Source organism: Arthrobacter globiformis (assembly GCF_030818015.1).
Taxonomy (GTDB): Bacteria; Actinomycetota; Actinomycetes; order Actinomycetales; family Micrococcaceae; genus Arthrobacter; species Arthrobacter globiformis_C.
The window spans coordinates 1,426,879-1,446,928 of sequence record NZ_JAUSZX010000001.1 but is presented as its reverse complement, the minus strand read 5'-3'; the positions used below and the strand labels follow the sequence as shown (position 1 = coordinate 1,446,928).

Sequence of the window (20,050 nt, the reverse complement as noted above, 5' to 3'; positions counted from 1 at the left end):
AGGAGCAAGGACAATGGCTAACATTCTGATGGTCGTCTCGGCGGCCGATTCGCTGACCATGAAGGATGGCAGCCAGCACCCCACGGGATTCTGGGCCGAGGAGCTGGTGGTGGCGCATCGGACCCTGCAGCAGGCCGGACATGACGTGGACTTCGCCACTCCCGGCGGCGTTAAACCCACCGTGGACAAGCTCAGCCTGCAGGCGGACACCGTTGGCAGCGAGGAGCGGGCGGAGGATTTCCGCGCCTATCTGGACATGATCGACGTCGACCTTTTTGCGCCGCTGGTGCTGGCCGACGTCGACATGTCCGGGTACGACGCCGTCGTACTGCCTGGCGGGCATGGCCCCATGGCGGACCTCTTCCAGGACAAGGACCTCGGCCGCATCCTGGTGGAGGCGGACGGCGCCGGCAAGATCATCGCGCCCTTCTGCCACGGGCCGGCGGGCCTGCTCAGCGCCACGGCCGACGACGGCGCGTTCGCTTTCACGGGCCGCAAGGTGACGGTGTTCACCAACTCGGAGGAACTGGGCGGCGGCACCGGCGAGAACACTCCGTGGCTCGTGGAGACGGCGCTGCGGGAGAAGGGCGCCAACGTGGAAACCGGCCCGGACTGGGCCAGCCACGTGGTGCGCGAGGGCAACCTGATCAGCGGCCAGAACCCGCAGTCCAGCGAGGACGTGGCCAAGGAGGTCATCAAGGCCCTCACCGAGTAGGCACTGCTGGTTCAGACAGCAACGGCGGCGCCCTCAGTCCCCCATGCCGGGCTGGACCCGCACGAAGTCGACCTTGTTGCCGGGGTTGGACCGGCTTTTCTGGTGACGCGAGAAGCCCTTCGCGTCCAGATGGTTCTGTGCGCGGTACTCGGCCAGGGCTTCGTCGTACGCCTGGTTGAGCCGCTTGCCGGAGACCTCCTCCACCGAGCCGTCGGAAAAGGTGACGGAGACGAGGATGCTCTCCGGGAAATGCCGGTTCATCCGGATGAAGCCTTCGGCATCCTGCTGCAGATTGATCAATGTGGTCCGCCTTCTGGTTGAGGAGTTCCAGTCTGCCGCACTTTTGCAAGAACGGCGGACATAAGTACGACGGCGGGAGGCCGGCAAATCTGCCGGCCTCCCGCCGTCGTACCTGAGAAAACGGTAGCTAACCGGCCAGCCCGGCAACGGCGAAGATGGCCGCGGAGATGCCGAAGCCCATCACGCCGATCAGGGTTTCCATGACGGTCCAGGTCTTCAGTGTGGTCTTGACGTCCATGCCGAAGAAGCGGCCCACCATCCAGAAGCCGGCGTCGTTCACGTGGGAGGCGACGACGGAACCGGCGGCCGCGGCGATGACCAGGGCGGCCACCTGCATGCCGTTCATTCCGGCAGCCGCGACGCCCGGGGCGATCAGGCCGGCGGTGGTGGTGAGGGCAACGGTGGCGGAACCCTGGGCGATGCGCAGGATGGACGAGATCAGGAAGCCGGCCAGGATGAGCGGGATACCCATGTGACCCAGGACGTCGGCCAGCGCGTCGCCGATGCCGGAGGTGCGCAGCACGCCACCGAACATCCCGCCGGCGCCGGTGATGAGGATGACCGAGCAGACCGGACCCAGCGAGGATTCGAGCAGGTTCTCCAGGACGCCGTTATGGACACCGCGGCGGGCGCCGAGGACGAACATCGCCACGAACACCGTGATGAGCAGCGCCACCGGGGTTTCGCCCAGCGTGCGCAGGAACTGGAACCACTGTTCGTTCTTGACGGAGGCGGGCAGTACACCGGCGGAGGCTGCGGTGTTCAGGCCGGTGTTGATGAAGATGAAGAGCAGCGGCAGGAGCAGCAGGCCCATGATGGTGCGGAAGCGCGGCGGGTGGGATTCAGCCTCGGGCGTGGCGTGGCCGAGGAGTTCCGGCACCGGGAGGTGCAGCTTCTTGCCGGTCCACAGGCCGTACAGGTAGGCGGTGAGGTACCAGGTGGGGATGGCGGTGATGAGGCCGGCGATGGTCACCAGGCCGATGTTCGCTTCAAAGAAGGCCGACGCCGAGACAGGGCCCGGGTGCGGCGGCAGGTAGATGTGCATCACGGAGAATGCGCCGGCAGCCGGGAGGCCGTAGCGCAGCACTCCCCCGCCCAGGCGGTGAGCAACGGCGAAGACCACCGGGAGCATCACCACGAGGCCGGCGTCGAAGAAGATGGGGAAGCCGAAGACCAGCGAGGCGAGGCCCAGCGCGAACGGGGCGCGCTTCTCACCGAAGATGCCGATCATGTAGTCGGCCAGCACCTTTGCGCCGCCGCTGGTTTCCACGATGCGGCCGAGCATGGCGCCCAGGCCGACGAGCAGGGCCACGGTTCCGAGGGTCGTCCCGAAACCGTTGATAAGCACCGGGACCACCTGGTTGGCGGGGATGCCCGTGGCGAAGGCGGTGCCGAGGCTGACCAGGATCAGTGCAAGCAGTGCGTGCATGCGCAGCCGGATGATCAGGAACAGCAGGACGCCGATCGCCACTGCCGCGATGAGCAGCAGCGGTCCTGCGCCCAGCGTTTGGGTCCATCCTTCGATGGTCATGGTTCTCCTTTGAAGCAGATTTCTTGGGGTTGGGTGCCGCGCCCCGAAGTGCATGGCACCCGGGTGGTGCAGCTAGTTGGCGCCGGGCGCCAGGTTGGAGGGAAGCTCCTGGTTGGAGGGAAGCTCCTCGTTGGAGGGGAGCTCCAGCGCAGCCAGGATGGCGCCGATGAGTTCCTCCGGCGAGCGGGTGATGTCCAGGCGGAGGCTGCCGGCCTCCAGCTCCTCGGCGGTCAGCGGCTCCAGGGTGGCCAGTTGGCTGGGAAGGAGCGTGGGCGGCATGAAGTGGCCTTCGCGTCCCTGCATGCGCTGGCTGATGAGGGCGGCGTCGCCGTGCAAGTGGATGAAGAGCACGCGGCCTTCGGCTTCGGACAGCAGCTTGCGGTAGCTCTGCTTGAGGGCGGAGCAGGTGAGCACCGTGCTGTAACCGGCCCGGGCCTGTTCGGTCATCCAGTTCTGGATCTGCTGCAGCCAGGGCCAGCGGTCCTCGTCCTGCAGCGGAATGCCCTGGCTCATCTTGTCGATGTTGGCCTGCGGGTGGAACTCGTCCGCCTCCGCGCTGGCCCAGCCGAGGTGCTTGGACAGGGCAGCGGCAATCGTGGACTTGCCCGAACCGGCAACGCCCATCACCACCAGATGCGTGGCTGGATACTGCATTTTTACCTCCGAAGAAGACGTCTTTGGCTTGTGGAAGAAGCTCAATCTGCAGCCCAACTCGAACTGCGCTGGAGATAAGGTATCACCAATCCGGCCCAAAGATACTATCTTTGCGTGTCACAGGTCATACCTTTGCCTTCGTCTTCCGGTACGCTGGAGGAGCGCTTCAGCGCAAAAGGAAGGCAGGATCATGTCGACGGCGACAGAAGACCGCGCGGACAACACGTACGGCGGCGGGTTGTCACCCGCCATGCACGAACGCGTCCTTGACGCTGTGGGCGTGGCCATCGCGTCCGGCGCCCTGGCCCCAGGAAGCCGGCTGACCCTTGAGGGCCTGCAGCAGGAGTACGGGGTGTCGCGGACCGTGGCGCGGGACACCATGAAGGTCCTCGAATCAATGAACCTGATCTACTCGCGCCGGCGGGTGGGAATCGTGGTGCAGAGCCAGGAGCTCTGGAACTTTTATGATCCCAAGCTGGTCCGGTGGCGCCTGGCGTCCGAGCGCCGCGCCCAGCAGTACGCCAGCCTCACAGAGCTGCGCATCGCCGTCGAACCGATTGCAGCGGCAGGTGCCGCCCGCCGGGCAAGTGCAACGGAGCGCAGCCAGCTGGTGGCTCTGGCCGCGGACCTGCGGCGGCTGGGTGAAGCGGGTGAGCTGGAGGCGTTCCTCGCAGCCGACATCGCTTATCACCGGCTGCTGCTGAAGAGCTGCGGCAACGAGATGTTCTCGTCTCTCGAAGGAATGGTGGCCGAGGTGCTCACCAGCCGAACCCATCAGGGACTCATGCCGTTCAAGCCTCGGCCCGAGGCCCTCGACGCCCACGAGGAGGTGGCCGCAGCCATCGCCGGCGGGGACGCCACGGCCGCAGAGACCGCCATGCACCACATCCTGGACGAGGTTCGCGAGGCGATGGGGCTGCACTAGGACGCTGGGCAGACTAGTACGCTGGGCGGACCTGGACGCCGCCCGGCACAGCGACGCTGAGTCGCGTTCTGTGAACATCGCCGGCTAACCGCTGCGTCTGAACGACGACGGCGGGAGGCCGGCATGCGTTGCCGGCCTCCCGCCGTCGTACTTCCCGGTGATGCAGCTGCCAACCGCTAGAGCCGCGCCTCCGAGAACGGCACGCTGGGCAGCCGGCCCGCGTGCCACGCCTCAGTGGAGCGTTCGCTGGGAGTGTGGCCGCGGCCGTCATGCAGGATGGCACGGACCGTGGCGCCCGCAACCCAGAGTCCCGCAAGAACGATGATGATGAACAATTCCATGGTGTTTCCCTCGGATGGGTGGTAGTGCTGATTGGTGATTTCAGTGTGTTCGGCGGGCGTGTGAGCAAGCGTGTGAGGCGCCGCAGACACCAAAAAGCCGCCGCGGTACCATGAGCCGTATGGCCGAGACATGGATCCGGCTCCTCGGTCCGCCGCGGATCGAGTCCCCTGGCGCAAGTCCTGCACAGCCCCGTGGCCGCAAGGCCTGGGCCGTGCTGGCCTACCTTGCGCTGCAGGCTGCGGGTACCGGACGGTCCAGGACCGCCTCGCTGCTGTCCCCGATGCCGCTGACCCGCTCGGTGCGCTGCGCTGGAACCTGTCGGAGCTGCGGCGCACCCTCGACGGCGTAAGGATGGCGGGCGATCCCCTGCGGCTGGAGATGCAGCCGGCCTGGCGCTGCGATGCCGTGGAGGCAGTCGCGTCACCCGGCAGCTCGGGCCTCGATCCCCGCCGGCTCGACGGCCAGCTGCTGGAGGGCCTGTCCTTCGCCGATTGCCCGATGTTTGATTCCTGGGTGGCGGACCAGCGCTATCGCCTGGACAACTGCGTTCTGTCCCTGCTGTACGAGGCCGCGCTGGCCGCCCTTGCTGCGGATGAGCCCGCCGAGGCAGTGGAACTGGCGACGCTGGCACTGCACCGGGACACGTTCCACGCGGACTGCAACGCCGTCCTGGTCAAGGCCCTCGTGGCACTCGGCGAGCACCAGCGGGCCAGGGACCATGTGGCCAAGTGCGCAGACCTCTACCGCCAGGAGCTCGGCCTGCCGCTCCCGGCGGAGATCCGGCGGGCGCTGTCAACTGCGGCTCCTGCCGAACCGGGCGTGCCGGCCACGTCAGCAACGGTGCGATCGTATCTGGATGCCGGCGGCGCGTCCCTCCTGGCCGGCGCCGTCGACCGGGGCCTCGATCAGCTGCGGCTCGCCGTCGTACTCGCCCAGCGCAGCACTGACCGGCACCTGATCGCCGAGTCCCTCGTGACGCTGTCCGGCGCGCTGATCCACCAGGCCGGCGGCCGGGGCGCCGAGGTGGCGGACTTCCTGCACCGAGCGTTGTCGGCGGAAGGGCCCGACGGCGCCTCCCGGACTTCCGCCGCGGCGTACCGCGAGCTGGGCTACCTGTCAGTGCAGCGGGGTGTGCCGGACCGTGCGGCCGGTTGGCTGGGCCGCGCGATGCTCGCTGCCGAGGGGTTCCCGGACGAACAGGCCCGGATTCTCGGCATACAAGGCATGCTTGCCTCGGACACCGCGCACTATGAGGATGCCGTGGTTGCGCTGACGGCGTCCGGCAGGCTGGCGAAGGCGGCCAAAAACCGCCGGCAGCAGGCGTTCAGCCGGGCACTGCTCGGCCGGGTGCAGCTGCTGCAGGGGGACGCGGAAGCAGCGGCAACGTCCCTGGACCGCGCGCTGGAGTGGGTGGCGGCTGAACACTGGACGGCGTTCGAGCCGTTTGTCAGCGGGCTGCGCGGGGAAACCTATCTCGCTGCCGGCAGGCTCGAAGAAGCCGCGGAACTCATTGACCGGTCGTGGGTGCTGGCCGATCTTGCCGGCGACCACTGCTACATGGCGTTGGCGGCCGGCGCCGAGGCCCGGCTCTTCCTGGCGCACGGCGACCTGGCCGCGGCGCAGCACTGGGTTGAACGCGGGCTGGAACCCAAGCCCTGGTACCTCTGGTATTCGGCTCGGCTGCTGGATGTGGCCGTGGAGGTCGCCATCGCGGCGGGCTCGCCCCGCGCTTCGGAGTTCGTTGGCAAGCTGGACGAGCTGGCCAGCCGCAGCGGGATGCGCGAGTTTGTGGTGCGGGCGCGGTCGCATCGGGCGCTGCTCGGAGACGAGGCGGCCGCGCAGACGGTGCCGTGGCTGGCCAACGAGATCGACAGCCGCGCGCTGAAGGCGTTCCTCGCAGAGCGCGGGACCCCCGCCTCTTGAGTCCGAGGAACCAGCCTGTGGAAACGGCGCTCGTCGAGCCCGCTTGCACTCGTCCCTAAAATCACGGATGATTCCAGCACACGCGGGTTAACAAAAAGCAGGGCCCGTCCGAAGACGGGCCCTGCTCAGAAACCTTGCGGCCCCAGAAACTCTATGGAATTAGAGAGCCTGGATGTTGACGGCCTGGGGACCCTTGGGGCCCTGCTCGGTTTCGAAGGAAACCTTCTGGTTCTCTTCGAGGGAGCGGAAGCCGCCGGAGTTGATCGCGGAGTAGTGTGCGAACACGTCCTGGGAAGAGTCATCGGGGGAAATGAAGCCGAAGCCCTTTTCAGCGTTAAACCATTTGACGGTGCCAGTAGCCATTATTTTTGTCCTTCGTGAAGGTGGAGGAAAAGTCCCGACTTTCGGGTCCTCCGGCGTGGGGTGTTCAAAACCGCTACTTCAGAAGAACGCGGACTTTCGACCGCGCGTACTGCCTGAACTACCAAATACAAACACAACAACGGTCTCTACTCTACACGAGATCCAGCCGACACCTCGCCAAACTTGCAGGTACAACCTTTGGAGCCGGCGCAGGCCGGGATCAAGAGAACCTATTCCTGCCCGTTGCCATCCAGCGCCGGACTGTACGCCGTATACCCGGGGCGCAGCCGGACCGACCGCTCGCTGATCACGGCGATGTCCTCCCACATCACCAGGAAGGATCCCCGGTGCCGCCACCGCAGCAGCCCCGGCAGCGGCCAGGGCTGCGTCAGGCTGTTCCGTTCGTAGCCGAGGAACGACGACGCGCTGTGCGGGCTGACCACCAGTCCCAGCAGGCGGGCGTCTGCCATCAGCCGGCGCGGGGCGCCGTCCACCACAAACCGGGCGTCGGCCACGCGCCCCAGCCGCACGCCGTCGTCGTCATGCACCGGAGTGCCCAGCAGGTCACCGAGGATCACGGCGGCCTCCCGATCCCGGAATCCGGGCGATGATCTTGTCGCGGATCCAGCGCTCCACCCAGTCGGCGTCGAGGCCCTGGCCGCTGACGCCGAGCCGGACCACCACACCAACGCTGGCCACGTCCGTCCACGGGATCCGGATCAGCCGGGACGACGGCGGCCTGCCGCCGAAAATGCGCGTGCCCAGGACGGGACCGGTCAGCAGTGCGGTGAGCACCGGGGCCGGCGTTTCCTCGGGAATCACCGTCCCTAAGGGAGTCTCCGGCTGGCCCTCGGGGGCACCGAGTTCGAGGTCGTCCACGGTGGTGACGGGGACGCCGTCGGAATCCAGAACCTGGCGGTCCAGCAGGTGCAGCTGGGCGTCCAGGGTCTGCCCGGCCACAGGAGGAACGGGCGGCAGCGGGCGGGGTGTTTTCATGCGCCGGCTCCTGTCACGATCATCAGGGGTATGGCGGCCAGCGAGGCCACGAGGATCACCACGAGGTAGATCATCGCCACCAGATTCACGCCCCGGCCATTGACGTGTTTGCCCATGTATTGGGGATCATTGGCCACGATCAGGATGGGCAGGTAGGTCAGCGGCAGCGCCACGGCGGAGAACACCACGGAGTATTCAGTCACCAGCACCGGATCCACGCCGGTGGCCAACACCGCGATGCCCACCAGCAGGCAGATGATCATCGCCAGGTGGAAGCGGGCGGCCGCCGCGGGCTTGCGGAACTTGCCCCAGGACCAGCCGAAGAACTGCGCCAGCGTGTAGCCACTGGACAGCGTCGTCTCCAGGGCCGCCCCGAACGTCGCGGCCATAATCCCAAGAAGGACGACGGCGAGCCCCAGTTTCCCGGCACCCGCCGCCACCGGGAGGATCACCTGGGAGAGGGAGGTGACGGCTATGCCGGCGGGGAGAAGGACGACGGCGGCGCACGCGGCAATCGCGACGGACAGCAGCCCGCCCAGCGGGAACCCCACCAAGACGTTGATCCGCGACTGGATCAGGTCCTTGATCTTCCACCCCTCCTCCACAGCGCCGGAGGAGAAGAAGAACACCTCGTACGGTGTCATGGCGGCGCCGAACAGGGCGATGGCGAAGTACCAGTAGGTGGCGCCGGTCTCCTCGGCCGGGACGGCGGGGATGGCCTGGCCGGCCAGGTTGCCCCAGTCCGGCTTGAGCAGGAACAGCGCCACGGCGAAGACGATCAGGGTCAGGCCCAGGAGCCCGGTGACGTTCTCCATGATGGAGAACTTGACCCGCCAGATCACCAGCCACACGGCCACCGCAGCCAGCGGAATCCAGAGCAGGTAGTTGACGCTGCTGGCCAGCTGAAGGGCCAGGGCGATGCCGCCGATTTCCGCGGTTACGGTCATCAGGTTGATGAGGAAGGAGGCGGACAGGTTCGCCAGTCCGGCCCTCGGCCCCAGCCGTTCCCGGATCACCTCGAAGGTGGCCCGGCCGGAGGCTGCCGCCACCCGCCCGGACATGTTGGCGAACACGCAGATGCCGACGACGCCGACCAGCACCACCCACACGAGCGACAGCCCGAACCGGGATCCGACGACGGCGTTGGTCACGAGGTCGCCGATGTCCACGAACCCGCCAATGGCGGTCAGGATGCCGAGGGCGACGCCGAGCAGGCGCTTCACTTCTTGCCCACCTTGGCCGTGAGCTGCGACAGCGCGTCCTCAGCCGCGGCGAGCGCCCGGTCCCCGTCCGAAAGGGAGGGCCCGCCGTCGTCGGACGATGCGGCGTTGCGCGCAGTGGTGAGGCTGGCGGCTGAACTATCCAAAACCTTCACCGCCTCGTCCCGCACCAGACGGTCCTCGGGCGAAGCGGGTGAGAGTCGCAGGACGGTGTCGCGGCTGGTCTGCACTTCCTTGAGGGCGTCGTCGAGCGCGGTGGAGGTGGCGGCCCGGGTGAGCTTGCCGCCGGAGTCCAGGCCCACGGCAAGCTTGGCGGTGGCGATGGCGGAGGAGCTGTCCTGGGCGGCGGTGGAGACGGTGTCCGTGACAGCGCTGCCGGCGGAGCAGGAGGTGAGGACGGCGAGCGCCCCGAGGCAGGCGACGGCGTGGAGTGCTTGGCGGCCCGTCCGCGCTCCGGCTGGCCTGGTCAGCACCTTTCCTCCAGCCTCCGGGCAGGCCCGGTTCGTCCGAAACGCCGCTGCATTTGGTTGCCTTGAGCTATGTATAGCACTGCGCGCAGGGAAACAGCAGAGGGCCGCGGAGGCAAGTTGCCGGGCTGCCCGGCGGCGGTGGCCGGGGCCGGCGGGCGGGCGTATGATCCCGGCATGGAAGGGCACGCAGCCGTGCCCGTGACATGCTGCCCTGAGCCCTGCTATCCGGAGGTGCACCGATGGAAATGCCCAAAGCGACCGAGGCTGACAAGGAACACTTCCGGGCGGTGGTGCCGAACCATCCCGAGGTGGTCATCAAGCCGATGTTCGGGAACCTCGGGGCGTTCGTCAACGGCAACATGTTCGCCGGGCTGTTCGGGCCCACCATCGGCATCAAGCTCTCCGAGGCGGACCGGACGGTGCTGGAGTCCTCGGAGCGGACCGTTCCCTTCGGTCCGGCCGAGCGTCCCATGGGCGGGTACACCGGCCTGCCGGAGATGTGGAACGAAGAGGGCGACGGCGACGACGCGCGCGCCCGGGCGTGGACGGAGAAGGCGTTCCAGTACGTCGCCAGCCTGCCGCCGAAGGCCGCCAAGGAACCCAGGCCCAAGGCCGGCAGGAAGTAGCCATGATGGCGAGTACGTTGATCTTGCCTGCCGTTCATCCGCGCTCTAAAATTAGATAAGTTAGTTTTAGAATGCGGGCGGTTGAGATGGACTGGCAAGGCTGGGCGCTGTTCGGGCTGCTCGCCACCGCAGCCCTGACTGCAGTGATGATTGCCTTCCAGATGGCCGGTTGGACCCGGCTCGACCTGCCGCTGGTCCTGGGCAGCCTCGTCACGCCGGATCCGGACAAGGCGCGGATCGCGGGCTTCTTCATCCACCTGGCAGCAGGGCAGGTCTTCGCCCTCGGCTACGCGGCGGTCTTTGCGCTGTTGGGCAGGGCCACGTGGTGGATCGGCGCGCTGCTGGGGCTCCTTCACGTTGCCGTGGCGCTGACGGTCATCCTGCCCCTGCTGCCCGGCATCCATCCCAGAATGGCCAGCACCAGGGCCGGTCCCGCCAGCCGAGCAGCCCTTGAACCGCCGGGCCTGCTGGGCCTGAACTACGGAATCCAGACGCCAGCGGTGGCCGTGGCGGCCCATGTGGTCTACGGCTCCCTGCTCGGGCTGCTCCTCACGGCCAGTTGACGGCTCCAAAGAGGGAGAAGGTGAACGGAATCATGGACGCCAGGCACTCCCCCGCCCTTGCGGATTACGGGCTGCTGGGAGACACGCGCACGGCTGCCCTGGTCTCGGCCGACGGCGGCGTCGACTGGCTCTGTGCGCCCACCTTCGACGGCGACCCCGTCTTTGGCGCCCTGCTCGGCGGCCCCGAGGCCGGCACTTTCCGCGCCGGCCCGGCGCTGCCCGCCGAGCGCCTCGTCCGCCGGTACCGGCCGCACACCGCGACGATCGAGACGGTCTGGGCCACGGACGGCGGCACGCTGAAACTCACCGAAGCGATGGTGGCGGAGGTATCGGGCCGCCTGCTGCCCACCACTCTCCTGATCCGGCGGCTGGAGGCCAACGGCGCACCGGCGGAGGCCGCCGTCGTTTTTGACCCGCGTTTTGGCGAGCGCCACCTTCACCCCCGCGTCCGGCAAGGGCAGCACCTGGTGTGCGAATGGGGCGCGCTGGCCATGTCGCTTGGCTGCAGCGGCGGGATGCGGGTAGAACCGTGCACGACGACGGCAATCACCGTTGAACCCGGACGTCCCGTTGTGATGGTGCTCGCCCTGGCGTACACGGAACCCCTGATCTGGGTCGATCCGGAAACCGCCTGGGACCTGGTGGAAGCCGACGAGGCCCGCTGGCGGGAGTGGGCTACCGGCATCAGCGAGGACGTGCCGTTCCGGGAACCTGTGGTGCGGAGCCTGCTGACACTCAAGCTGCTGACCTACTCCCCCTCGGGCGCGCCGGTCGCGGCTCCCACCACGTCCCTGCCGGAGGATCCAGGCGGCATCCGGAACTGGGACTACAGGTATGCGTGGCCACGGGACGCCAGCATCGGCATCGCCGCCTTCCTCGCCCTGGGCAAAGACGGCGAGGCCCTGAACTTCCTGAACTGGCTCCTGCATGCCAGCCGGCTGCAGCGGCCCCGGCTGCCTGCCCTGCTGACCCTGACCGGAGGGCATGTTCCCCGCGAGCGCACCCTGCAGAACTGGCCGGGCTACGTGGGAAGCGCTCCGGTAAGGATGGGGAACGGCGCCGCCCACCAGCATCAGCTGGACGGCTACGGCTGGGTCCTGGACGCCGCGTGGAACCTCGTCCGGCAGGGACACCGGCTCAATTCGGAGACATGGCGGGCGATGCGGGGGTTCACCGATCTCGTCGCGCGGCGCTGGCCGGAACCGGACGCCGGCATCTGGGAAATCCGCGCGGACGCCGCGCACCACGTGCATTCCAAGATCATGGGCTGGCTCGCCTTGGACCGGGCGCTGCGGATCGCCAGGACCCACCGCATCAGCACCCGGCGGCGGCTCCGGTGGGAAGGCGCGCGAGACGCGGTCGCCGCCGACATCAAGGCCCGGGGATTCGACACTGCCAGAAACACGTACACCCGCTCGTACGGCTCGGGCGACCTCGACTCCGCCCTGCTGATCCTCCCTGTGACCGGCTTCGAGGAAGCCGGCTCTGCACGGGTGCGGGGCACGGTGGATGCTGTGTGGACGGAACTGTCGGCGGGCTACCCGTTCCTGTACCGCTACCCGCCGGGCCAGGACGGGCTGCCCGGGAACGAGGGGGCCTTCCTGCCCTGCTCCTTCTGGCTCGTCCAGGCCCTCGCCCTCACGGGACGGGCAGCGGAGGCCGCGGAAATGTTCGAGTCGCTGCTGGGGGTCGCCGGTCCGCTGGGTTTGTTCAGCGAGGAGATCGACCCCGCCAGCGGGACACTGCTGGGAAACTACCCCCAGGCCTTGACTCACTCCGCACTGGTCCAGGCAGCCCTGGCCCTCCGTGACGCTTCTTGCGGGCAACGGCTGGGCGAGCCCGTCGAAACCGAGCCTGCCGAAGCCAAGGCTGACCCCGCCGGTTGAGCCCCCCCGGTTGAGCCTGCCGAAACCAACGCTAGGTCAGTTGTCCTGCCTCGGACCGGCGGTGAAGACGTTCTTCGCGACGGTCATGGCCGACATGGCCTTGGGCCATCCGGCGTAGAAGGCGAGGTGGGTAATGGCTTCGATCACCTCCTGCTCAGTGAGGCCGTTCTGCTTGGCGTAGTCGAGGTGGAAGGTCAGCTGCTCGGTGTTGCCGCCGGCGACCAGCGCCGCGACCGTGATGAGGCTGCGGTCACGCGGGGAGAGCTCGGGGCGTTCCCATACCTGGCCGAACAGGACGTCATTGGTGTAGCCGATGAGCGCGGGTGCGAAGTCGGCGAGGGGGTTTTCGGGCACGTTGATTCTTCCTTTCAGCGGGTTTTCGCCGGAGGTCGACCGGTCATGACACGAGTCAACACGCACCTCCGGCCGCGCGGGAGCCCCGGCCGATACGGGGTCCGTCGAAGCATGGTACTGACAGGGCCTCCCTCGGAACCGGATGGTGGACGTAGCGTGGTCGGCATGGACAACCGCAGCGAGATCCGTGAGTTCCTCGGCACCCGGCGAGCGAAGCTCACCCCGGAGCAGACGGGCCTGCCCAAGTTCGGTGGCACCCGGCGCGTCCCCGGGCTCCGCCGCGAAGAGGTCGCGCTGCTGGCCGGCGTCTCGGTCGAGTACTACACCAAAGTCGAACGCGGCTCGCTTGCCGGGGTCTCCGAAAGCGTGCTCGAGTCGCTCGCCACGGCGCTCCAGCTGAACGAAGCCGAACGCGAGCACCTCTACAATCTGGCCCGAGCGGCGTCACCTTCGGCGCGGCCGCAGGGCAAGCCCAGCGGGGCCGTGACCCCCAGCGTGCAGAGGCTGTTGGACTCCATGGTGGGCGTGCCCGCGTTCGTCCGCAACGGCCGGCTGGACGTCCTGGCGATCAACGGCCTCGGGCGCGCCTTGTACTCCGAGGCGTACGGACAGAACACCGGAACCGTGAACCTCGCACGTTTCGCTTTCCTCGACCACCGCTCGCACGTCCTGTACCCGGACTGGGAGAAGGCGGCCAGCACCTCCGTCGCGATCCTCCATACCGAGGCGGGCCGTGACCCGTTCAACAAGTCCCTCGCCGACCTGATCGGGGAGCTGTCCACCCGTTCGGAGGACTTCCGCGCCCGGTGGGCACGGCGCGACGTGCGCCTCCACCGCGGAGGCTACAAGGACTTCCGCCACCCCGCCGTCGGAGACCTCCACCTGGCGTTCGACGCCCTAATGCTCCCGAACGCGCCCGGGCTCACGCTCACCGCCTACAGCGCCGACCCCGGCACCCCGTCAGAGGACGGCCTCCGGCTGCTCGCCAGCTGGGCGGCCACCGCGGCCACGGCGGCGACAGAATCGACTTCCACAACCAGCAAGGAGAACGCATGAACATCGAACCCACCAACCCCACCAGCAAGAACCCGCCCGAGCAGTTCGTCGGCGATGTGTGGCTGGACCCGATCGCGCTTCCGCACGAAAGCGACCAGCGCATGGTCGTGGCGACCGTCCGGTTCGCTCCCGGCGCCCGCACCGCCTGGCACTCCCACGCCCGCGGACAGTACCTCCGCGTCACCCAGGGCGTCGCACGGTTCGGTGGCCGCGATGGCAAGATCATCGAGGTCCACCCCGGCCAGACCCTGTACACCCCGCCCGGGGAAGAGCACTGGCACGCCGCCGCGCCCGGCTGCTTCATGGAGCACATCGCCATGCTGGAGAACGGTGACGACCCCGCCACGACCACCACCTGGCTCGAGCACATCACCGACGACGAGTACAACGGCACCCAGTCCTGACCCTTCCCGGGACCCCCGACGCCGGAAGCACCCCGATCAGACCCATCGACCACCACGGAGACCGAAAATGCACACACGAACTCTCGGACAAGGCCTGAACGTCTCCGCCGTCGGGCTGGGCTGCATGGGCATGTCGCAAAGCTACGGACCCAATCCCGGCAGCCGCGAGGACATGATCGCTGTGATCCGCTCCGCGTACGACCTCGGGGTGACCTTCTTCGACACCGCCGAGGTATATGGACCACACGTGAACGAGGAGCTGGTGGGTGAGGCTTTGGCGCCCATCCGCCAGCACGTGCAGGTGGCGACCAAGTTCGGGTGGCGCATCGAGGACGGAAAGAGCGTCGGCCTGGACAGCCGGCCCGAGCAGATCCGCCGCGTCGCCGACGCCTCACTGAAGCGCCTCCGCACCGATGTCATCGACCTTTTCTACCAGCACCGCGTCGATCCGGACGTCCCCATCGAGGACGTCGCCGGCACCGTCGGTGAGCTGATAGCAGAAGGCAAGGTGCGGCACTTCGGACTCTCGGAAGCGTCCGCCGGGACCATCCGCCGTGCGCACGCGGTGCAGTCGGTGACGGCGGTCCAGAGCGAGTACTCCCTGTGGACCCGCGATCCCGAGGCGGAGGTGCTACCGACGCTGGCCGAGCTGGGCATCGGTTTTGTGCCCTTCAGCCCCCTTGGGAAGGGCTTCCTCACCGGCACTGTCAGCGCGGCCTCTGCCTTTGCCGAGGGCGACGTCCGCGCCACGATCCCCCGGTTCACGGAGGAGAACCGTTCCGCAAACGCCGCGCTCGTGGAGCATGTTGCCGGCCTCGCCCGGAGCAAGGGCACCACCCCGGCGCAGATCGCGCTGGCGTGGCTGCTCGCGCAGCAGCCATGGATCGTGCCCATTCCGGGCACACGCCGCACCGCCAGGATCGAGGAGAACGCCGGCGCCACGACCGTGCCCCTGTCTGCGGATGAGGTCGCAGACCTGGACGCGCTCGCCCGGCGGATCGGCGTGCAGGGCGCCCGGTACAACGACCTGCACCTGGGACTCGTTAACGGCTGACGCCCCGTGTCGCTTCCCTTAGGCGGCGGTGGCCCGGCGGGCCGTTCCGCGATTGAGCGCCAAGTGGCCGCCCAGGAAGCCGGCTCCTGCCACGATGGCGTTGCCTGCCAGGCCGAGCTTCACTGCGAGCGCGTGCCGGCCACGCATCCGCGCGATCAGGGATCCAAGGAGAAGGAAGACGGCGGCGTCGGCCCCGAGTGCGTGCACCGCGCCGACCCGACGCTCGCTGTCCGTCATTTCCGCCCAGTCACCGGCTCCAGCAATAGCGGTTGGTACAGCGGCCGCCAGCCCGGTTCAACCAAGACCATGGCACTATGACGCGCCTGGGGTCCTCCGGCAACGTCAAGGATGGACGCGCTGAGCCAACATCCGAGCGTCACGTCGGTGAGCAGCGGATGCACGGAGTGGCCGAGGACGCCGGTGTGAAACGGGCTGCGCCGTGCCCAGTCGATAATCGGCCCGTAGGCGACCTCTTGGGCGGCAGCCACGCGTTCCGAGAAGGAACTGTCGCCCACTGCGCGGGCCACACGTTGCGGCAGTGACACTTCGCTCATGGTCAGTCACGGTACGCCCGCGCGGCACGGCTGCATAGAGATGGCCGCTGAGCCCGGTGTCATGTCTCCGGTCCGGCTGGGCTTCCCCCAGCCGCAGCGGTCGCGTCAAGCGGAACATAGTCGCCGTGCCGGTGGACGATCTTCCACTCTCCGCCTTCGCGGCGGTAGACGTGGGTGACGCGGACCTTGGTGGACTGGGGCGGACCGCCGTCGACCGACAGGTCAGCGCGCTCGAACCCGACGGTGTACGCAAGGTCCCCGCAGGCCCCGGCGGCCAGCAGCTCGAAACTGTAAGCGGTGCAATTCGAGAACCGTGACGCCACCCAGCGAAACGTCCGACCGACGGCGTCCCACCCCACGTTGGACATGCCCATCGCGCCCAGTAAGGTGACCGGATCGGAGCGTGACCACAGGGCCATTCTCGGCTCCACATCGCCGTTGTGGATCGCCGTTTCCGCTGCTATCTGTCGGTCCAGCATGGCGGTCAGGAAATCGTCGAGCTCGCTCATGTCCGTCTCCTTCGCCGACCGAGGCGTCGCGTCGTGCCCATCGGGGCTTTGCCGTCAGAGTGACAGTTCCCAAGCATCGCGTCAACGGGCAGAGCTGTACAGGGAAACCCGGCCAGGATCCTGACCTGGCTGCAGCCGCGCCGGGCAGTCAACGCCCCATTTGGGTTGAAGCGCAGTCCGGGCTGGCAGGGCCTGCAGGATTTTCCCAACGTGTCCGGCGGACACTGGCGTCGTTGCATCCAGGTCTCTGCAGCCCCTTGGGGGGACGGCGAACCCGCGGCCATTCGTCGCGGGTTCGCTGTATGTCGATACATACGATCCCAATGTCTGGAGGAGACAATGACGTCTCGCAGGGAAGTACTGAAACTGGGTGCGGTGGGCGCTGCTCTGACCGGAGTGTTGCCCGGCGGCGCTGGGCCGGCGGCGACCACGGAACCTATTAGTCAGAGTCAGCTTGCACCGCAGAACACGCCGGTCCCTTTCAGGGCTGTCTTCCGGCGGCCTCCGGAGCTCGTTCCGTTTCAGCGGGGTTTCGATGGCGGCGACCCGCGTCGCCCATTCGAGCGCTACGCCCTCACCCAGAAACTCGGACAGGCCCGCATGCTGCCGGGCCTGTCCACCACCGTGGCCGGGTACAACGGGATCTTCCCGGGTCCCACCATCCGGGCCAGGCAGGGCAGCCGGATCGAGGTCCGGATCCGCAACGCATTCCCCCAGAACGGCCTGCTCCAGCCGGGGACATTCAGCACCTCCACGCACCTGCACGGCTCGGCGTCCCTCCCCCAGTACGACGGCTATGCCAATGACATCACCGTCCCCGGTTTCTTCAAGAATTACCACTATCCCAACAGGCAGGCAGCGCGGACGCTTTGGTACCACGACCACAAGCACCACATCACCGCCCAGAATGTGTATTCCGGACTGGCCGGCTTCTACCCACTGACGGACCGTTTCGAGCGCGCGCAGCTGCCGCAAGGGGAGTTCGACGTGCCGCTGATGCTTTCCGACGCACTGTTCCAGTCGGACGGCTCGCTCGGGTACAGCGACAACAGCCAAAAGGGACTCTGGGGTGACGTGATCCTGGTCAACGGCGTGCCTTGGCCAACCATGAAGGTCAAGCCGCGCATTTACCGTTTCCGCGTGCTCGTTGCATCGATCTCACGCTCCTACCGGCCCGCCCTCTCCAACGGCGAACCCGTCTACATCGTAGCCACCGACGCCGGCATGACGCCGGTGGTCCAGGCCGTTTCGTCATGGCGAATGGGCACTGCGGAGCGCACCGAAATCCTGGTCGACTTCCGCAAGTACAGGCCCGGGCAGACCGTCGACCTGCGCAACCTCAGCAACAAGAACAACATCGACTTTGCCAACACGGACAAGATCATGCGCTTCCAGGTGGTCGCCGATTCGGGCTCCGGTGCAGGGTCCATCTCCTCGATCCCGTCGCGGCTGGACAACGGGGGGTCGCCCACCGCGGCCCGTGGCGGCATCGACACCATGAGCCTGACCCCGCAGATGGCCACGGTAAAGAGGCAGCTCAGGTTCGAGCGCCAGAACGGCCAATGGAGCATCAACGGCGTCCGGTGGGAGGACGTGGAAAGGTCCGGGTTCACCAAGCTGTTCGGCAACCCGCAGCCTTTCGCCGTCGAGCAGTGGACCATCATCAACCAATCCGGAGGATGGTTCCATCCAGTACACATCCACCTGATCGACGCCAAAATCATCGCCCGCAACACCAACGGCGGCAAACCATTCGCCTGGGAGCTCGGCCCCAAGGACGTCTTCTACACCGGTGAGAACGAGTCCATCACCGCGCTGATGCAGTTCGACACCACGGCGCAGGAGGGAGGGCGGTACATGATCCATTGCCACAACCTGGTGCACGAGGACCACGACATGATGGTTCAGTACGCGGTAGCCAATCTGCGGACCAACGACCCCATCACCGCCGCCCCGCCCAAGCGTGACCCCCTGCCCGCGAACGCCTTCCCACCGGTGTACCGGCCGCTGTTCCCGCCGGGGACGTGAGATGGATCGATGACCGAAGCCCGTCCGCGCGTACCGCGTCGTCCGGCCTGGACCAGGCGGCCCGCAGACAACGTCAGTCCCGCGCTTTACAATGAGCATTCACAGGCAGGTGCGCGGGCGCTCCTGCCTCGTTCGGGGCGGTGTGACGCCGCCCCGGACGGATCATGAATGGGGATGACTGATCATGAGCGACGGCGCACCTGACTCCGGGCCAGAACCCCGCGCCGTCCCGCCGCGAAAGCCGCCGAATCCTCCGCGTAGCGGAACAAGGAAGGAAAGTCCGACGGCGGCCAACGGGCCGCCTGCCCCGCCCGCCATGCGGGTGGCGAGCAGGGAGGAAAGTCCCGCGCCGCCGTCGCTCGACAACTACTCGGAATTCATCGCACGGCTGGACGCAGCGGCCGGCAAGCTCACACCGCGGCGGGATGCCCTGGCCACGGCTCTTGGCGCTGCCGAACTGCTCCTCACCCAAAACCAGGCAGGGCTCAAGCTGTGGGGTCAGCGCCTCTCGCTCATCAGTCAGCTCCTGACCCGGCACAGCGGAACCAATGAGGCGCGGAGATACGGCACCCTGAGGGAACTTCATGACGTGGCTGCCAAGATGGAGCGGATGTTCACCAGCCGCACGCAGCGCGTCCAGGAAGTCTGCCATTCGATCAGGGCGCGCCGGGACCAAATCAACACATCGCTGTTTGAACTGGAGAAGAGCAGGGTCAAACTGACGTCGTCGCGCATGCTCGCGCTGGAGCGGGAAAATCTCCGGAGGGTCGCCGATGATCTTTCCCCCTCCCCGGAGGGCATCAGCCTCGGTTTCCCGGATCCTGCCCTTCGGGAAAGTCTTCGGGAAGCGCGGGAAGCAATCAGTATGGCCGAGGCCCTGCTGGAAGTGAAAGGGAACTGATCATGCCAAGTCCACGCACCGCGTCCAGGGAAGTCTGCAGCTTCACCTCCAAGCAATGGAGCGGCAGGCCGGCCGACGGCGCCGGCTCCATGTTCGGAGGGTTTTCCGTCATCGGCTTCGTCCTGTGCCTGCTCCTGATGACCTTCACGCCTGCCCTGAGGGATGTCGGCGCCACCATGCTGTTCGTCGCAGCCTTCGCCACAGCGTTTACGATCCTGGCCATCCTCGGCAAGAATTCCAGCGAGCGGGCGTTCCTGCAGGGGCTGACCGGGACCGTCAATGACGTGATGCTTGAACTGACGGCGGACCGGACGAACCAACTCTCACCGGACGGGCTCCGCTCACTTCTCGTCGAGGGCGGGAGCCTCCCGCTGCTGGTGAGCGGGGTGTCCGGCCTGCACCTGAAGGCCGTCCCGCAGCCCTCACCGAAGCCGCAGCAGAATGCCAAGCCGAAAACTGACGTAGTCACCACGACGCGGATCGTCATCGCAGCCACGCCACCGGATTACGGCATTCGCAGCTTCGACCGGCTCCTGGAGACGGCGACGACCGACCCCGGCTTCAACTCGGCCGCGTCGTAGTGCAGCCACCGCTCGGTGGCGGCATTGGGAAAACTGGACAAGTATGAATCGCACCGGCACGTCAAACGAAAGCCACAGATGGGGGCCACATGGTG

25 protein-coding genes are annotated in these 20,050 nt (G+C 67.4%); 12 read left to right on the top strand and 13 right to left on the bottom strand.

All coding sequences use genetic code 11. From position 1 onward, the window contains the following. Positions 1-13: 13 nt before the first annotated feature. On the top strand, positions 14-715 hold the full coding sequence (locus QFZ23_RS06725) for a type 1 glutamine amidotransferase domain-containing protein (protein ID WP_306921510.1): 702 nt from the start codon (positions 14-16) through the stop codon (positions 713-715). 33 nt (positions 716-748) lie between these two features. Here QFZ23_RS06725 and QFZ23_RS06720 read toward each other — a convergent pair whose 3' ends face one another. The 3 genes from QFZ23_RS06720 to QFZ23_RS06710 all read right to left on the bottom strand — a co-directional run bounded on the left by QFZ23_RS06720 (position 749) and on the right by QFZ23_RS06710 (position 3,200). Continuing rightward, entirely contained in the window at positions 749-1,015 is a 267-nt protein-coding gene (locus QFZ23_RS06720; protein ID WP_306921509.1) for a hypothetical protein, read from the bottom strand. 127 nt (positions 1,016-1,142) lie between these two features. Continuing rightward, positions 1,143-2,546 carry a GntP family permease gene (locus tag QFZ23_RS06715; protein ID WP_306921507.1) on the bottom strand — a complete coding sequence of 468 codons (1,404 nt, stop codon included), beginning with the start codon at positions 2,544-2,546 and terminating at the stop codon, positions 1,143-1,145. A 72-nt stretch (positions 2,547-2,618) separates the two neighbouring features. After that, a complete protein-coding gene (locus QFZ23_RS06710) occupies positions 2,619-3,200 on the bottom strand; it encodes a gluconokinase (RefSeq protein WP_306921505.1) in 582 nt (193 codons plus the stop codon). Positions 3,201-3,390: 190 nt separating this feature from the next. Here QFZ23_RS06710 and QFZ23_RS06705 point away from each other — a divergent pair, with 190 nt between their 5' ends. Next, entirely contained in the window at positions 3,391-4,125 is a 735-nt protein-coding gene (locus tag QFZ23_RS06705) for a FadR/GntR family transcriptional regulator (RefSeq protein WP_306921503.1), read from the top strand. A 176-nt stretch (positions 4,126-4,301) separates the two neighbouring features. Here QFZ23_RS06705 and QFZ23_RS06700 read toward each other — a convergent pair whose 3' ends face one another. Then, positions 4,302-4,466, bottom strand: a complete 165-nt coding sequence (locus QFZ23_RS06700) for a hypothetical protein (protein ID WP_306921501.1) — start codon at positions 4,464-4,466, stop codon at positions 4,302-4,304. 130 nt (positions 4,467-4,596) lie between these two features. On the opposite strand from QFZ23_RS06700, the gene QFZ23_RS06695 reads away from it, so the two are divergent. Further along, positions 4,597-6,390, top strand: coding sequence for an SARP family transcriptional regulator (locus tag QFZ23_RS06695; RefSeq protein WP_306921500.1), 1,794 nt, complete (start codon positions 4,597-4,599; stop codon positions 6,388-6,390). Between the two features lie 159 nt (positions 6,391-6,549). Here QFZ23_RS06695 and QFZ23_RS06690 read toward each other — a convergent pair whose 3' ends face one another. The 5 genes from QFZ23_RS06690 to QFZ23_RS06670 all read right to left on the bottom strand — a co-directional run bounded on the left by QFZ23_RS06690 (position 6,550) and on the right by QFZ23_RS06670 (position 9,442). Then, complete coding sequence (locus tag QFZ23_RS06690) at positions 6,550-6,753, bottom strand: cold-shock protein (protein ID WP_190606256.1); 204 nt, start codon at positions 6,751-6,753, stop codon at positions 6,550-6,552. A gap of 230 nt (positions 6,754-6,983) precedes the next feature. Continuing rightward, on the bottom strand, positions 6,984-7,331 hold the full coding sequence (locus QFZ23_RS06685) for a PRC-barrel domain-containing protein (protein ID WP_306921498.1): 348 nt from the start codon (positions 7,329-7,331) through the stop codon (positions 6,984-6,986). Next, a complete protein-coding gene (locus QFZ23_RS06680; protein ID WP_306921496.1) occupies positions 7,318-7,749 on the bottom strand; it encodes a hypothetical protein in 432 nt (143 codons plus the stop codon). Before QFZ23_RS06680 ends, QFZ23_RS06685 begins: the two co-directional genes overlap by 14 nt. Beyond that, positions 7,746-8,972: an Nramp family divalent metal transporter gene (locus QFZ23_RS06675; RefSeq protein WP_306921495.1), complete on the bottom strand. Its 1,227-nt coding sequence runs from the start codon at positions 8,970-8,972 to the stop codon at positions 7,746-7,748. The genes QFZ23_RS06680 and QFZ23_RS06675 overlap by 4 nt, the downstream gene beginning before the upstream one ends. After that, positions 8,969-9,442 (bottom strand): hypothetical protein, encoded by a 474-nt coding sequence (locus QFZ23_RS06670; RefSeq protein WP_306921493.1) that lies wholly within the window; start codon positions 9,440-9,442, stop codon positions 8,969-8,971. Before QFZ23_RS06670 ends, QFZ23_RS06675 begins: the two co-directional genes overlap by 4 nt. 236 nt (positions 9,443-9,678) lie before the next feature. Between QFZ23_RS06670 and QFZ23_RS06665 the strand changes: the two genes are divergently transcribed. From QFZ23_RS06665 to QFZ23_RS06655, 3 genes are all read left to right on the top strand, one after another. Beyond that, positions 9,679-10,065: a TfoX/Sxy family protein gene (locus QFZ23_RS06665; RefSeq protein ID WP_306921490.1), complete on the top strand. Its 387-nt coding sequence runs from the start codon at positions 9,679-9,681 to the stop codon at positions 10,063-10,065. An 86-nt stretch (positions 10,066-10,151) separates the two neighbouring features. Next, entirely contained in the window at positions 10,152-10,628 is a 477-nt protein-coding gene (locus QFZ23_RS06660) for a hypothetical protein (RefSeq protein ID WP_306921488.1), read from the top strand. Positions 10,629-10,660: 32 nt separating this feature from the next. Further along, entirely contained in the window at positions 10,661-12,514 is a 1,854-nt protein-coding gene (locus QFZ23_RS06655) for a glycoside hydrolase family 15 protein (protein WP_306921486.1), read from the top strand. A 36-nt stretch (positions 12,515-12,550) separates the two neighbouring features. On the opposite strand, the gene QFZ23_RS06650 is transcribed toward QFZ23_RS06655, so the two are convergent. Continuing rightward, entirely contained in the window at positions 12,551-12,868 is a 318-nt protein-coding gene (locus QFZ23_RS06650) for a carboxymuconolactone decarboxylase family protein (RefSeq protein WP_306921484.1), read from the bottom strand. 165 nt (positions 12,869-13,033) lie between these two features. Between QFZ23_RS06650 and QFZ23_RS06645 the strand changes: the two genes are divergently transcribed. The 3 genes from QFZ23_RS06645 to QFZ23_RS06635 all read left to right on the top strand — a co-directional run bounded on the left by QFZ23_RS06645 (position 13,034) and on the right by QFZ23_RS06635 (position 15,382). Then, the gene (locus QFZ23_RS06645) at positions 13,034-13,924 is read left to right on the top strand and encodes a helix-turn-helix transcriptional regulator (RefSeq protein WP_306921482.1); all 891 of its coding nucleotides are present in this window, start codon (positions 13,034-13,036) and stop codon (positions 13,922-13,924) included. Next, complete coding sequence (locus tag QFZ23_RS06640) at positions 13,921-14,328, top strand: (R)-mandelonitrile lyase (protein ID WP_306921480.1); 408 nt, start codon at positions 13,921-13,923, stop codon at positions 14,326-14,328. The genes QFZ23_RS06645 and QFZ23_RS06640 overlap by 4 nt, the downstream gene beginning before the upstream one ends. 67 nt (positions 14,329-14,395) lie before the next feature. Beyond that, positions 14,396-15,382 carry an aldo/keto reductase gene (locus tag QFZ23_RS06635; protein WP_306921478.1) on the top strand — a complete coding sequence of 329 codons (987 nt, stop codon included), beginning with the start codon at positions 14,396-14,398 and terminating at the stop codon, positions 15,380-15,382. Positions 15,383-15,400: 18 nt separating this feature from the next. Here QFZ23_RS06635 and QFZ23_RS06630 read toward each other — a convergent pair whose 3' ends face one another. From QFZ23_RS06630 to QFZ23_RS06620, 3 genes are read right to left on the bottom strand one after another with little or no spacing between them, the layout of a single operon-like run. After that, a complete protein-coding gene (locus QFZ23_RS06630; RefSeq protein ID WP_306921476.1) occupies positions 15,401-15,619 on the bottom strand; it encodes a hypothetical protein in 219 nt (72 codons plus the stop codon). Continuing rightward, the gene (locus QFZ23_RS06625) at positions 15,616-15,936 is read right to left on the bottom strand and encodes a hypothetical protein (RefSeq protein WP_306921474.1); all 321 of its coding nucleotides are present in this window, start codon (positions 15,934-15,936) and stop codon (positions 15,616-15,618) included. Before QFZ23_RS06625 ends, QFZ23_RS06630 begins: the two co-directional genes overlap by 4 nt. 59 nt (positions 15,937-15,995) lie before the next feature. Continuing rightward, positions 15,996-16,445, bottom strand: coding sequence for a YybH family protein (locus QFZ23_RS06620; protein ID WP_306921471.1), 450 nt, complete (start codon positions 16,443-16,445; stop codon positions 15,996-15,998). Between the two features lie 600 nt (positions 16,446-17,045). Between QFZ23_RS06620 and QFZ23_RS06615 the strand changes: the two genes are divergently transcribed. The 3 genes from QFZ23_RS06615 to QFZ23_RS06605 all read left to right on the top strand — a co-directional run bounded on the left by QFZ23_RS06615 (position 17,046) and on the right by QFZ23_RS06605 (position 19,955). Continuing rightward, positions 17,046-18,473: a multicopper oxidase family protein gene (locus QFZ23_RS06615; protein ID WP_306921469.1), complete on the top strand. Its 1,428-nt coding sequence runs from the start codon at positions 17,046-17,048 to the stop codon at positions 18,471-18,473. Positions 18,474-18,657: 184 nt separating this feature from the next. Further along, positions 18,658-19,374: a hypothetical protein gene (locus QFZ23_RS06610; RefSeq protein WP_306921467.1), complete on the top strand. Its 717-nt coding sequence runs from the start codon at positions 18,658-18,660 to the stop codon at positions 19,372-19,374. A 2-nt stretch (positions 19,375-19,376) separates the two neighbouring features. Next, positions 19,377-19,955 (top strand): hypothetical protein, encoded by a 579-nt coding sequence (locus QFZ23_RS06605; RefSeq protein WP_306921466.1) that lies wholly within the window; start codon positions 19,377-19,379, stop codon positions 19,953-19,955. The last annotated feature ends 95 nt before the right edge of the window (positions 19,956-20,050 follow it).

Coding starts and splice junctions, on each gene's coding strand:
- QFZ23_RS06725 (WP_306921510.1), top strand. CDS start 14: ATGGCTAACATTCTGATGGTCGTCTCGGCGGCCGATTCGCTGACCATG.
- QFZ23_RS06715 (WP_306921507.1), bottom strand. CDS start 2,546: ATGACCATCGAAGGATGGACCCAAACGCTGGGCGCAGGACCGCTGCTG.
- QFZ23_RS06710 (WP_306921505.1), bottom strand. CDS start 3,200: ATGCAGTATCCAGCCACGCATCTGGTGGTGATGGGCGTTGCCGGTTCG.
- QFZ23_RS06705 (WP_306921503.1), top strand. CDS start 3,391: ATGTCGACGGCGACAGAAGACCGCGCGGACAACACGTACGGCGGCGGG.
- QFZ23_RS06700 (WP_306921501.1), bottom strand. CDS start 4,466: ATGGAATTGTTCATCATCATCGTTCTTGCGGGACTCTGGGTTGCGGGC.
- QFZ23_RS06695 (WP_306921500.1), top strand. CDS start 4,597: ATGGATCCGGCTCCTCGGTCCGCCGCGGATCGAGTCCCCTGGCGCAAG.
- QFZ23_RS06690 (WP_190606256.1), bottom strand. CDS start 6,753: ATGGCTACTGGCACCGTCAAATGGTTTAACGCTGAAAAGGGCTTCGGC.
- QFZ23_RS06680 (WP_306921496.1), bottom strand. CDS start 7,749: ATGAAAACACCCCGCCCGCTGCCGCCCGTTCCTCCTGTGGCCGGGCAG.
- QFZ23_RS06665 (WP_306921490.1), top strand. CDS start 9,679: ATGGAAATGCCCAAAGCGACCGAGGCTGACAAGGAACACTTCCGGGCG.
- QFZ23_RS06660 (WP_306921488.1), top strand. CDS start 10,152: ATGGACTGGCAAGGCTGGGCGCTGTTCGGGCTGCTCGCCACCGCAGCC.
- QFZ23_RS06655 (WP_306921486.1), top strand. CDS start 10,661: ATGGACGCCAGGCACTCCCCCGCCCTTGCGGATTACGGGCTGCTGGGA.
- QFZ23_RS06645 (WP_306921482.1), top strand. CDS start 13,034: ATGGACAACCGCAGCGAGATCCGTGAGTTCCTCGGCACCCGGCGAGCG.
- QFZ23_RS06640 (WP_306921480.1), top strand. CDS start 13,921: ATGAACATCGAACCCACCAACCCCACCAGCAAGAACCCGCCCGAGCAG.
- QFZ23_RS06635 (WP_306921478.1), top strand. CDS start 14,396: ATGCACACACGAACTCTCGGACAAGGCCTGAACGTCTCCGCCGTCGGG.
- QFZ23_RS06630 (WP_306921476.1), bottom strand. CDS start 15,619: ATGACGGACAGCGAGCGTCGGGTCGGCGCGGTGCACGCACTCGGGGCC.
- QFZ23_RS06625 (WP_306921474.1), bottom strand. CDS start 15,936: ATGAGCGAAGTGTCACTGCCGCAACGTGTGGCCCGCGCAGTGGGCGAC.
- QFZ23_RS06620 (WP_306921471.1), bottom strand. CDS start 16,445: ATGAGCGAGCTCGACGATTTCCTGACCGCCATGCTGGACCGACAGATA.
- QFZ23_RS06615 (WP_306921469.1), top strand. CDS start 17,046: ATGCTGCCGGGCCTGTCCACCACCGTGGCCGGGTACAACGGGATCTTC.
- QFZ23_RS06610 (WP_306921467.1), top strand. CDS start 18,658: ATGAGCGACGGCGCACCTGACTCCGGGCCAGAACCCCGCGCCGTCCCG.
- QFZ23_RS06605 (WP_306921466.1), top strand. CDS start 19,377: ATGCCAAGTCCACGCACCGCGTCCAGGGAAGTCTGCAGCTTCACCTCC.